Annotated in this window: 10 protein-coding genes; all 10 read left to right on the forward strand. The window is 60.6% G+C overall.

From position 1 onward, the window contains the following. Positions 1-17 precede the first annotated feature (17 nt). The 10 genes from AB7A72_RS12170 (at position 18) to AB7A72_RS12215 (ending at position 10,447) form a co-directional block, all read left to right on the forward strand. Positions 18-662 (forward strand): YfgM family protein, encoded by a 645-nt coding sequence (locus tag AB7A72_RS12170; protein ID WP_312416042.1) that lies wholly within the window; start codon positions 18-20, stop codon positions 660-662. Between the two features lie 22 nt (positions 663-684). After that, positions 685-1,836 carry an outer membrane protein assembly factor BamB gene (bamB, locus tag AB7A72_RS12175; RefSeq protein WP_312416044.1) on the forward strand — a complete coding sequence of 384 codons (1,152 nt, stop codon included), beginning with the start codon at positions 685-687 and terminating at the stop codon, positions 1,834-1,836. A 21-nt stretch (positions 1,837-1,857) separates the two neighbouring features. Beyond that, a complete protein-coding gene (gene der / locus AB7A72_RS12180; RefSeq protein WP_239812396.1) occupies positions 1,858-3,198 on the forward strand; it encodes a ribosome biogenesis GTPase Der in 1,341 nt (446 codons plus the stop codon). A 128-nt stretch (positions 3,199-3,326) separates the two neighbouring features. Beyond that, positions 3,327-3,578 carry an RNA chaperone Hfq gene (gene hfq, locus AB7A72_RS12185; RefSeq protein ID WP_369460124.1) on the forward strand — a complete coding sequence of 84 codons (252 nt, stop codon included), beginning with the start codon at positions 3,327-3,329 and terminating at the stop codon, positions 3,576-3,578. A gap of 97 nt (positions 3,579-3,675) precedes the next feature. Continuing rightward, complete coding sequence (hflX, locus tag AB7A72_RS12190; RefSeq protein ID WP_239812718.1) at positions 3,676-4,833, forward strand: GTPase HflX; 1,158 nt, start codon at positions 3,676-3,678, stop codon at positions 4,831-4,833. 57 nt (positions 4,834-4,890) lie between these two features. Next, positions 4,891-6,255, forward strand: coding sequence for an FtsH protease activity modulator HflK (hflK, locus tag AB7A72_RS12195; protein ID WP_239812395.1), 1,365 nt, complete (start codon positions 4,891-4,893; stop codon positions 6,253-6,255). A gap of 9 nt (positions 6,256-6,264) precedes the next feature. Continuing rightward, complete coding sequence (gene hflC, locus AB7A72_RS12200; protein WP_230776001.1) at positions 6,265-7,149, forward strand: protease modulator HflC; 885 nt, start codon at positions 6,265-6,267, stop codon at positions 7,147-7,149. 189 nt (positions 7,150-7,338) lie between these two features. Further along, a complete protein-coding gene (locus AB7A72_RS12205) occupies positions 7,339-8,487 on the forward strand; it encodes an ATP phosphoribosyltransferase regulatory subunit (RefSeq protein ID WP_369460125.1) in 1,149 nt (382 codons plus the stop codon). A gap of 29 nt (positions 8,488-8,516) precedes the next feature. Next, positions 8,517-9,890 (forward strand): adenylosuccinate synthase, encoded by a 1,374-nt coding sequence (locus tag AB7A72_RS12210; protein WP_239812393.1) that lies wholly within the window; start codon positions 8,517-8,519, stop codon positions 9,888-9,890. A 32-nt stretch (positions 9,891-9,922) separates the two neighbouring features. Continuing rightward, positions 9,923-10,447, forward strand: a complete 525-nt coding sequence (locus AB7A72_RS12215) for a phosphoribosyltransferase (protein WP_239812392.1) — start codon at positions 9,923-9,925, stop codon at positions 10,445-10,447. Positions 10,448-10,773 lie beyond the last annotated feature (326 nt).

A 10,773-nucleotide genomic window follows, 5' to 3' on the forward strand; every position in this document is an offset into this window, starting at 1 on the left:
AACTCCATTAGAACAATATGGCAACGCATTTAGATCTGGAAGAACAGGAACAGATAGACCAGCTCAAGCACTTCTGGAACAAGTGGGGCACCTTGATCACCACGGTGCTGGTGATTGTGCTGGGTGGCTTTGCCGCCTGGAACGGCTACCAGTACTGGCAGAACCGCCAGGCCTCGCAAGCCAGCGCGCTGTCGTCTGCGGTCGAGGCTGCGGTCAACTCCGGTGACAAGACCCGCATCGACCAGGCCTTTGGCGACCTGCGCAGCAACTATGGCAGCACCATGCAAGCGGCACACGCCGGCCTGCTGGTGGCCAAGGCTGCGGGTGACAAGGGCCAGATGGACGATGCCAAGGCCGCGCTCACCTGGGTGGCAGAAAATGCTTCGGATGAGGGCCTCAAGGCCACTGCCCGCGTGCGTTTGGCTGCGGTGCTGCTCAACAGCCAGGCCTACGATGAGGCGCTCAAGGTGCTGGGCACCAAGATGCCGACCGAGTTCGATGCCGTGGTGGCAGACCACAAGGGTGATGTTTATCTGGCCAAGGGCGACAAGGCGCAAGCCATCGAGTCGTACAAGGCGGCTTTGCAAAAGACCGAACCGGGCGTGGAATACCGCAACGTGATCTCCGTCAAGCTCAATGCGCTGGGCGAAGATCTGAAGTGATGGATGGCAGAAGGCAGTGCGCATGAAACAACAACAGGCATATGCTGCAGCGGCTGCTGCAGCCAAGGTTTTGACGGTATCGGCGGTGGCCCTGGCCATTGCGGGCTGCTCTTTGTTCTCGTCGGACAAGCGCAAGCCTGCCGAGCTTGAGCCCAATGTCGCACTGCTGTCGGTGCAGCAGGTGTGGACGCAGCGCATTGGCAAGAGCAATCCCACCCTGGTGATGAATGTCAGCGGCAATGTGGTGACCTTGGCCTCTGCCGATGGCCAGGTGGCTGCCGTCAATGCGGACACGGGTGCCGATCTGTGGCGCGTCAATGTGGGCCAGAAGCTCTCGGCCGGCGTAGGCAGTGATGGCAAATGGGCTGCGGTGGTGACCGAAGACGGTAACCTCGTCGCGCTGAGCCAGGGCAAGGAAATGTGGCGCAAGCGTCTGACAGCGCGTGTCTATACCGCGCCGCTGGTGGCGGGCGAGCGCATTTTTGTGCAAAGCGCGGACCGCTCGGTGCAGGCCTTTGATGCGGCCTCCGGCCAGGCGCTGTGGAGCCAGGCCAAGACCACGGAAGCGCTGGTGCTGCGCCAAAGCGGGGTGCTGACCGCCTACCAGGACACGCTGGTCGCTGGCGTGTCGGGCCGTTTTGTCGGTATCGACCCCAACAGTGGTGCATTGCGCTGGGAAGTGCCGATCGCCAGCCCCCGTGGCACCAATGACGTCGAACGTCTGGTGGAGTTGGTGGGCGGCGTTGCGCGCCAGGGCTCGGTGCTGTGCACCCGTGCCTACCAGATGGCGGTGGGCTGTATTGACGCATCCACGGCGCAGCTGCGCTGGACCGTGCGTGCCGACGGTATCAATGGCATCTCCGGTGATGCCGATGTGGTGGCTGGTGCCGATGGCAACGGCGTGATCACGGCCTGGGCGCACGATGGCGGCAGCGTGGTGTGGACGAGCAATCGCCTGCGCTACCGCAAGCTGAGCCAGCCGCTGGTGCTGGGCCGCTCTGTGATTTTTGGTGATAGTTCGGGTACGGTGCATATGCTGTCCAAGAAAGACGGCTCGCCACTGAACCGCTTCTCGACCAACAGCTCTGGTATTTCCGTGGCGCCGGTCGTGGCGGGCAACACCATGGTGGTGCAGACGAATGATGGCGCGGTGTATGGCTTTCGGCCCGAGTAAGAAAAGAAAAAGTAGTCAGGAATGAAGCCAGTTATTGCTTTGGTGGGGCGCCCCAATGTGGGCAAATCCACCTTGTTCAACCGGATGACAAAGTCGCGCGACGCCATCGTTGCCGACTTTGCCGGTTTGACGCGTGACCGCCACTACGGCCAAGGCCGTCAGGGCAAGCACGAATACATCGTGATCGATACCGGTGGTTTCGAGCCCGATGCGACCAGTGGCATTTTCAAGGAAATGGCCAAGCAGACCCGCCAGGCCGTGGCCGAGGCGGATGTGGTGCTGTTCGTCGTCGATGTACGTCTGGGCCTCTCGGCCCAGGACCATGAAATTGCCGGCTACCTGCGCCGCCTGGGCAAGCCCGCCATGCTGGTGGGCAACAAGGCTGAAGGCATGAAGGATGGCGGCCAGCTGGCCGAGTTCTACGAGCTGGGTCTGGGCGAGGTGTTCCCGGTCTCGGCTGCGCATGGCCAAGGCATCCGGACGATGATCGACATGGCGCTAGAGCAGTTGCCCTGGCTCAACCAGGACGAGGATGCCGAAGCCGAAGAAGACGAACAGGTCATCAAGCTGGCCGTGGCAGGGCGCCCCAATGTGGGCAAGTCCACATTGATCAACACCTGGCTGGGCGAAGAGCGTCTGGTGGCCTTCGACATGGCTGGAACCACGCGGGATGCGATCGCGGTGCCGTTTGAGAAGAATGGGCAGAAGTTCCAGCTGATCGACACCGCTGGCTTGCGCCGCAAGGGCCGCGTGTTCGAGGCGATCGAGAAGTTCTCGGTGGTCAAGACCTTGCAGGCCATTGAAGGCGCCAACGTCGTGTTGCTGCTGCTCGATGCCACCCAAGGCGTGACCGACCAGGATGCCCACATCGCCGGCTACATTCTGGAAAGCGGCCGCGCCGTGGTGCTGGCCGTCAACAAATGGGATGCGCTCGACGACTATGGCCGCCAGATGCTGGAGCGCTCGATCGAGCTGCGCCTGTCCTTCCTCAAGTTTGCCCCGCTGCATTTCATCTCGGCCAAGAAGCGCCAGGGTCTGGGCCCGTTGTGGACCTCGATGACCCAGGCGCACAAGTCGGCCCTCTGCAAGATGCCCACGCCGGTGCTCACGCGTGTGCTGCTGGAGTCGGTGCAGTACCAGACGCCCAAGAAGATCGGGCCTTACCGCCCCAAGCTGCGCTACGCACACCAGGGGGGCATGAACCCACCGGTGATCGTGATCCACGGCAACTCGCTCGAACACATCACCGATGCCTACAAGCGCTTTCTGGAAGGGCGTTTCCGCAAGGAATTTAATTTGATCGGTACCCCCTTGCGGATTGAATTCAAGACCTCACATAACCCTTACGCTGACAAAGATTGATAGCGTACAAGTGAGATGAGGTCTGATCCACAGACCCATCACATGAAACAACCATTTATCGTTCAGTTAGGTTGCCACTGTGGTAAGGTGGCGTTTTACAACAACACTGTCCGAACACGGAGAATATCGTGAGCAACAAAGGCCAACTTCTGCAAGACCCCTTCCTCAACGCTCTGCGCCGCGAGCATGTGCCTGTGTCCATCTACTTGGTCAACGGCATCAAGCTCCAAGGCCAGATCGAATCCTTTGACCAGTACGTTGTGCTGCTGCGCAACACCGTTACCCAGATGGTGTACAAGCATGCGATCTCGACCATTGTCCCCGGTCGTGCTGTGAATTTCGCGGCACCTGACTCGCAAGACAACGAAGCTGCAGCCTAACGCTTTTGATAGCAACACACTCGCGCCAATCGCGGGTGAAAGCTCTACATCATTGAGTAATCAACAAAATTCCAACGACAATAAATCCACCCCGGTCATGCTGGTCGGGGTGGATTTTGGTTTTCCGCACTTCGATTCCGAACTCGAAGAGCTGGGTCTGCTGGCGCAAACGGCCGGCTTGAACCCGGTGGCGCGCCTGGTGTGCAAGCGCAAGGTGCCCGATGCCGCACTGTTTGTGGGCAGTGGCAAAGCCGATGAGATCCGCATGGTGGCGCAGACCTATGGCGCGACCGAGATTCTGTTCGACCAGGCGCTCAGCCCGGCCCAGCAGCGCAATCTGGAGCGCCATTTGCAGATGCCGGTCAATGACCGTACCTTGCTGATCCTGGAGATCTTTGCCCAGCGCGCGCGCAGCCATGAGGGCAAGCTCCAGGTCGAGCTGGCCAAGCTGCAGTACCTCAGCACCCGCCTGGTGCGCCGCTGGTCGCACTTGGAGCGGCAGCGCGGTGGCATTGGCACGCGCGGCGGCCCGGGTGAGACGCAGATCGAGCTGGACCGCCGCATGATCAACGATGCGATCAAGCGGACCAAGGACCGGCTCGTCAAGGTCAAGAAGCAGCGCAGTACCCAGCGCCGCCAGCGGCAGCGCAATGACACCTTCAATGTGTCGCTGGTCGGCTATACCAATGCGGGTAAATCGACCTTCTTCAATGCCGTGGTCAAGGCACGCGCCTATGCCGCTGACCAGTTGTTTGCGACCTTGGATACGACGACGCGGCAGATGTACCTGGAGTCGGCACAGCGCTCCATCTCCATCTCCGACACGGTCGGTTTCATTCGGGACCTGCCCCACGGGCTGGTCAATGCTTTCGAGGCAACGCTGCAAGAGGCAGTTGATGCAGATCTGCTGCTGCATGTGGTCGATGCCTCCAACCCTGCCCACCCGGAACAAATACAACAAGTCCAAAAGGTTCTTCGGGAAATTGGGGCAGAAAACGTGCCGCAGGTTCTGGTATTCAATAAACTGGATGCCATTGAGCCAGACCGGCGGCCACCAGCGCTTGCAGACAGCTATGAGCTCGATGGGGTGCAGGTTCCACGATTCTTTGTCAGTGCCGCCAAGGGGCAGGGGCTGGAGGCCGTGCGTGAGCACCTGGCCCAGGCTTTGCTGGCGCGGCAGGCATCGCTTGATGCAGCCGGCAACTGGGAGATAGCCCCAGATGCCGATGACGAATTGCTGGGAAATGCTCCTTAGGGTGCCACAATGGTTGCTTGCATGCGCTTGTAACGCTGATTCATAGAGACATCGCTAATGAAACTTCATTCACGTTTTCCGCGCCTGGCCTTGCTGCCGCAAGGCCTGCGCGGAATGTTCAACCTGAACGATCCTCGCTGGGGGCGGGGTGATGATGGCAAGGACGACAGCAGCAATGCAGGTCAAGAGCCTTCCCGTCCGCCCTACAACCCACCCGAGCAAAACAACCGGCCCAACGCCCAGCGACCCAGCACCAATGGTGCGCCGGATCTGGACGAGCTGTGGCAGGACCTGAACAAGAAGCTCGGTGGTCTGTTCGGCGGTGGCAAAGGCGGTGGCTCGGGACGAGGCAATGCCAGCCAGCCGCCAGAGTTCAAGGGCGCCGGTGTCGGCCTGGGCCTGATCGTGGGTGTCGCTGCGCTGATCTGGCTGGGCACCGGCTTTTTCATCGTGCAGGAAGGCCAGCAGGCGGTCATCACGCAGTTCGGCAAGTACCACAAGACCGTCAATGCCGGTATCAACTGGCGCCTGCCGTACCCGGTTCAGCGCCATGAGCTGGTCTATGTCTCGCAGATCCGCTCTGCCGATGTGGGCCGCGACAGCATCATCAAGACCACCGGCCTGCGCGAATCGGCGATGCTGACCGAAGACGAGAACATCGTCGAGATCAAGTTTGCCGTGCAATACCGCCTGAGCGATGCCCGAGCCTGGCTGTTCGAGAGCAAGGCGCCTGCAGACACCGTCATCCAGGTGGCTGAAACCGCTGTGCGTGAGGTGGTCGGCAAGATGAAAATGGACGCCGCACTGGCGGAAGAGCGCGACCAGATTGCGCCCCGTGTGCGCGAGCTGATGCAGGTGATTCTCGATCGCTACAAGATTGGTGTCGAAGTCGTCGGCGTCAATCTGCAGCAAGGTGGCGTGCGTCCGCCGGAGCAGGTGCAGGCGGCATTCGACGATGTGCTCAAGGCCGGTCAGGAGCGTGAGCGCACCAAGAACCAGGCCGAAGCCTATGCCAACGATGTGGTGCCCCGTGCCACCGGTACGGCTTCGCGTCTGATGGAAGAGGCTGCGGCGTACAAGGCGCGGATCGTGGCACAGGCGCAGGGTGATGCCCAGCGTTTCTCGTCGATCTATGCCGAGTACCAGAAGGCGCCGGTGGTCACGCGTGACCGTCTGTACCTGGAGACCATGCAACAGGTCTACAGCAATGTGACCAAGGTGGTGGTCGATTCCAAGCAAGGCTCCAACCTGCTGTACCTGCCGCTGGACAAGATCATGCAACAGACCCAGGGCGGGGCTGCTGCAGGTGATGCTGCTGCCAGCTCGAACGCGTCCACGACCAGCGCACCTGCGCCCGCACCATCGGTGCCCGATGCCCGTGCCCGTGATACCAGCCGTACCCGTGACCGCGAGTCGCGCTAGGAGTGATTTGTGAATCGAATGGGATTTTTAGCTTCAACCGTCCTGGTGGTGCTGGCGCTGCTCAGCTCCACCGTGTTTGTGGTCGATCAGCGGCAGTTCGGCATCAAGTATGCACTCGGCCAGATCAAGGAAGTCATCACGGAGCCGGGCTTGAACTTCAAGCTGCCGCCGCCGCTGCAGAATGTGACCTACCTGGACAAGCGCCTGCTGACCTTGGACAGTACGGACACCGAATCGATGCTGACCGCTGAAAAGCAGCGTGTGGTGATCGACTGGTATGTGCGCTGGCGCATCACCGACCCATCGGCCTATATCCGCAATGTGGGTACGACCGAAGGCCAGGGCGCGATCCAGCTCAACCGTGTGGTGCGCAATGCCTTCCAGGAGGAAGTCAACCGCCGAACCGTGCAGGACATGATCTCCGGCAAGCGCGAGCAGACGATGGCTGACGTCAAGCGTGAAGTGCTCGAAGCCGTCAAGGGCAGCAAGCCCTGGGGTATCGACATTGTCGACGTGCGTATCACGCGTGTCGACTATGTGGAGGCCATCACCGAATCGGTCTACAGCCGTATGGAAGCCGAGCGCAAGCGCGTGGCCAATGAGCTGCGCTCGACCGGTGGCGCCGTGGGCGAAAAGATCCGCGCCGATGCCGATCGCCAGCGCGAAGTGACCGTGGCCAATGCCTACCGGGATGCCCAGGCCCTGAAGGGCGAGGGCGATGCCGAAGCGGCCAAGGTCTATGCCGACGCGTTTGGCAAAGACCCGCAGTTCGCGCAGTTCTACCGCAGCCTGGAGGCCTACAAGTCCAGCTTCAACAAGAAGTCGGACGTGATCGTGGTCGATCCATCGTCTTCGGACTTCTTCAAGGGCTATCGCTCGTCGGGCTCCAAGTAAGCACGGCATAGCGCCATCATCAAGCCACTTTGCATTCGCAAAGTGGCTTTTTTCATTGGGGTTTCTTATAGCACCCCGAGGAGCTCAGCCGGGTAATGGCCGCAAAGGCGCAGTGCCGAGAGCAGGAAATGCGGATCGCCTGCTGTCATCCCTGTAGAATCACGTTTTTAACAGCCCTCCCAATTCCCCATGTCTGCTTGGATCCTTCCGGATCACATTGCCGATGTGCTGCCTTCTGAAGCGCGACACATCGAAGAGCTTCGGCGTGGCCTGCTCGACACGGCTTGTGCTTACGGCTACGAACTGGTGATGCCTCCGCTGCTGGAGCATCTGGACTCTCTGTTATCCGGATCCGGCGAAGCGCTGGATCTGCTGACGTTCAAGCTCGTGGACCAGCTATCGGGCCGCACCCTGGGCATTCGCCCTGACACCACCCAACAAGTCGCGCGCATCGACGCCCATTTGCTCAACCGCAAGGGTGTTACGCGTCTGTGCTACTGCGGGCCGGTGCTGCATGCCAAGCCCGACCGTCCCCATGCCACCCGCGAGCCTTTGCAGTTCGGTGCCGAAATCTACGGCCATGCAGGGGTGGAGGCGGATGTCGAGGTGATTGCGCTGGCGACCCAGTCGCTGCGCGTCGCCCAGCTGCATGACTTCTCCGTGGATCTGGCCGATGTGCGCATCGTTCAGCGTCTGCTCGCCGGCCTGTTGGTGGATCTGCCGACCCTGCGCCGCGTGCATGCGGCGCTCGCGGTCAAGGATGCGTCCGAGCTTGCCTCGCTGACCCGCGATTTCCCGCAGGCACAGCGTGATGGTTTGCGCGCCTTGCTCCACCTGTACGGCGATGTGGAGGTGCTGGCCGAGGCTGAAAAGGCGCTGGCGGCCATCCCGGGTGTAGCACCCATTCTGGCCGACCTGCGCCAGTTGGCCAGCCGCATCGACAGCCCGGCCGTCACGTTTGACCTGGCTGATCTGCGTGGCTACTCGTACTACAGCGGCATGCGCTTTGCGATCTATGCGCGAGGGGTGACCGACGCGCTGGTGCGTGGTGGCCGCTATGACGAAGTGGGCGCTGCTTTTGGCCGCAGCCGTCCCGCTGTCGGTTTCAGTCTCGATATCAAGCAGCTGGTGCCGGTGGTCGAGCCGCGTCCGCTGAAGGCCGCAATCCGTGCGCCCTGGGTGGACCGCCACGACATGCGTGAGGTCATCGCCCGCCTGCGCCAGACCGGCGAAACCGTGGTCTGCGCGTTGCCGGGGCATGACGATGAAGTCGACGAATTCAATTGCGACCGCGAACTGGCCGAAGTGGATGGCCAGTGGATCGTGCGCAGCATTTAACCGTATTTTGTTCTTGGATGGGAAAAGACATGGCTATCTCCAAAGGTCGCAACGTTGTTGTGGTTGGCACTCAATGGGGTGACGAAGGCAAGGGTAAGTTGGTCGATTGGCTGACGGAGAGCGCACAAGGTGTGGTGCGCTTCCAGGGCGGCCACAATGCGGGCCACACCCTCGTCATCAATGGCGTGAAGACGGCACTGCATCTGATCCCCAGCGGCATCATGCGCCCCGGCGTCAAGTGCTTCATTGGCAACGGTGTGGTGTTGTCGGTGGGCAAGCTATTTGAAGAAATCGAAGGCCTGGAGAAGGCCGGCGTTCAGGTCCGTGATCGTCTGCGTGTGTCCGAAGCCTGCCCGCTGATCCTGCCTTTCCACCAAGCGCTGGATGTGGCCCGTGAGGCAGCCCGTGAACAAGGCGGTGTGCAAAAGATTGGCACTACCGGCAAGGGCATTGGCCCCGCCTACGAAGACAAGATTGCCCGCCGTGCACTGCGTGTGCAGGACCTCAAGCACCCAGAGCGTTTTGCCACCAAGCTGCGCGAACTGCTGAATCTGCACAACCATATTCTGGTGAGCGTGCTGGGTTCGCAGAAGTTTGACTTCGGTCCGCAACTGGCTCCGTACATGAAGAATGGCGAGATCCAGTTCGATGCCGTCTACAACGAAGCGATGCAACACGCCGAGCTGATCAAGCCGATGATTGCCGATGTGTCGTCCGAGCTGAACCAACTGCACGCCGAAGGCAGCAACCTGCTGTTCGAGGGCGCGCAAGGCTCCCTGCTGGATGTGGACCATGGCACCTACCCCTATGTGACCTCGTCCAACTGCGTGGCTGGCAATGCCGCCGCCGGTGCGGGCGTCGGCCCGGGCCTGCTGCACTATGTGCTGGGCATCACCAAGGCGTACTGCACCCGTGTCGGCGGTGGTCCTTTCCCGACTGAGCTGGAATGGCAAAAGGAAGGTACGCCAGGCTGGGTGATGAGCACCGTGGGCGCGGAGAAGGGCGTCACCACCGGTCGCTATCGCCGCTGCGGCTGGTTTGATGCAGCGTTGCTCAAGCGCTCCGCCCAAATCAACGGCCTGTCCGGTCTGTGCATCACCAAGCTGGATGTGCTTGACGGCATCGAAGAGCTGCAACTGTGCGTGGGCTATGAGCTCGACGGCGAGCGCATCGACCTGCTGCCACTGGGTGCAGACGACATCGAGCGTTGCAAACCCATCTATGAAGCCATCCCTGGCTGGACCGACACGACCGTGGGCGTCACTGAATACGACAAGCTGCCTGTCAATGCGCGCCGTTATCTGGACCGCATTGCCGAAGTCACCGGCGTGCCGATCGCCGTTGTGTCGACCAGCCCAGATCGCGACCACACGATCCTGATGCACAACCCCTACCAGGCCTGAGCCCTGGTTGCTACTTTTGATTGAGGAAACCCATGCTTACTGAAGACGGCAAGCACCTGTATGTCAGCTACGACGAATACCATGGCCTGATTGAAAAACTGGCCATCAAGATTCACCAATCCGGCTGGGAATTCGACACCATCCTGTGCCTGGCGCGTGGAGGCATGCGTCCTGGCGACATCCTGAGCCGTATTTTTGACAAGCCCCTGGCCATCATGTCGACCAGCTCCTACCGCGCCGAGGCCGGCACGCAGCAGGGCCATCTGGACATCGCGCGCTTCATCACCACGCCCAAGGGCGAGATTGCAGGGCGCGTGCTGCTGGTGGATGACCTGGCGGACTCGGGCCACACGCTCAAGGCCGTGATCAACATGCTCAAGAACAACTACGCGCCCATCACCGAGCTGCGCAGTGCGGTGATCTGGACCAAGGGTGTCTCCACCTTCACCCCGGATTACTCGGTGGATTTCCTGGCAACCAACCCCTGGATCCACCAGCCATTCGAAGGCTACGACACGTTGCGCCCGGAGAAGCTGCTGGAGAAGTGGAAGGTCTGAGCCGCCTCTGCAGTTGAAAAAAATTGCAATTTCGTGAAGTGCTGTCGGAAAACGCCTATACAATAGCGTCTATCGACAGCACGATGCCTTGCAAAGCTGCCAGACTCGAAAGAGGGCGGTTCGCAAGGTTTGTTTTTTTGAGGTGCTGACAAGGGGCTGGCGGAGACGCTGAAAACTTTGTCAAACAGTTCAAAAAGCTGTGCTACAATACAAGGCTTCGCTGATCGCGGCGAAGGGGATCTGAGGGCCAAGGCTCTTGGGTCAGGTCTTTAAAAATTAACAGCCGATAAGCGTGGGCGTTTGGTGGCGATTGCCATATGTTCTTC

This window comes from Comamonas sediminis (genome assembly GCF_041107495.1).
GTDB classification, from domain to species: domain Bacteria; phylum Pseudomonadota; class Gammaproteobacteria; order Burkholderiales; family Burkholderiaceae_C; genus Comamonas; species Comamonas sediminis.

Coding starts and splice junctions, on each gene's coding strand:
- der (WP_239812396.1), top strand. CDS start 1,858: ATGAAGCCAGTTATTGCTTTGGTGGGGCGCCCCAATGTGGGCAAATCC.
- AB7A72_RS12215 (WP_239812392.1), top strand. CDS start 9,923: ATGCTTACTGAAGACGGCAAGCACCTGTATGTCAGCTACGACGAATAC.
- AB7A72_RS12210 (WP_239812393.1), top strand. CDS start 8,517: ATGGCTATCTCCAAAGGTCGCAACGTTGTTGTGGTTGGCACTCAATGG.
- AB7A72_RS12170 (WP_312416042.1), top strand. CDS start 18: ATGGCAACGCATTTAGATCTGGAAGAACAGGAACAGATAGACCAGCTC.
- bamB (WP_312416044.1), top strand. CDS start 685: ATGAAACAACAACAGGCATATGCTGCAGCGGCTGCTGCAGCCAAGGTT.
- AB7A72_RS12205 (WP_369460125.1), top strand. CDS start 7,339: ATGTCTGCTTGGATCCTTCCGGATCACATTGCCGATGTGCTGCCTTCT.
- hflX (WP_239812718.1), top strand. CDS start 3,676: ATGCTGGTCGGGGTGGATTTTGGTTTTCCGCACTTCGATTCCGAACTC.
- hflK (WP_239812395.1), top strand. CDS start 4,891: ATGAAACTTCATTCACGTTTTCCGCGCCTGGCCTTGCTGCCGCAAGGC.